The following is a 379-nucleotide window of genomic DNA, read 5'->3' as shown; positions in this document are numbered from 1 at the left end:
CCAACTGGTTGCTGGACCGCTTGCTGGATCGCGACTTGCCTATCTAGGGAGGGCCGGCTGAGCCCCGGTTCAGCCGGCGAAGCCGCCGGCGGCGAGGAAGGCGAGTTCCTCGGCGCTGGACGGGCGACCGAGGATCGGATTGCGATGGGGAAAGCGCCCGAAGCGGCGGATGATCTCGCGATGCTCACGAGCGTGGGCGAGGAAGGGCTGGCCGAGTCCGTGGTTCAGCGCTACCGAGCGATCCTGGTCGGCAAGGTTCTCGGCATGGGCGAACGGCAGGTAGAAGAACAGCCGCAGCGCGTCCCCGACCTGGCGGTCGAGGCCTTGTCCCAGAGCCCGCTCCGCCCAGCGCCGCGCTTGGGCGTCGCTGGCGTACATG

1 protein-coding gene is annotated in these 379 nt (G+C 69.1%); it reads right to left on the bottom strand.

The window, feature by feature from the left end:
* Window positions 1-69: 69 nt before the first annotated feature.
* Window positions 70-379: DUF924 family protein (locus tag FLP08_RS17325; protein ID WP_156278173.1), on the bottom strand; the 310-nt coding region annotated here is incomplete at its 5' end.

Origin of the sequence: Christiangramia aestuarii (assembly GCF_009735585.1) — a bacterium.
Taxonomy (GTDB): domain Bacteria; phylum Bacteroidota; class Bacteroidia; order Flavobacteriales; family Flavobacteriaceae; genus Christiangramia; species Christiangramia aestuarii.
This window is presented reverse-complemented; position numbering and strand designations above follow the sequence as displayed.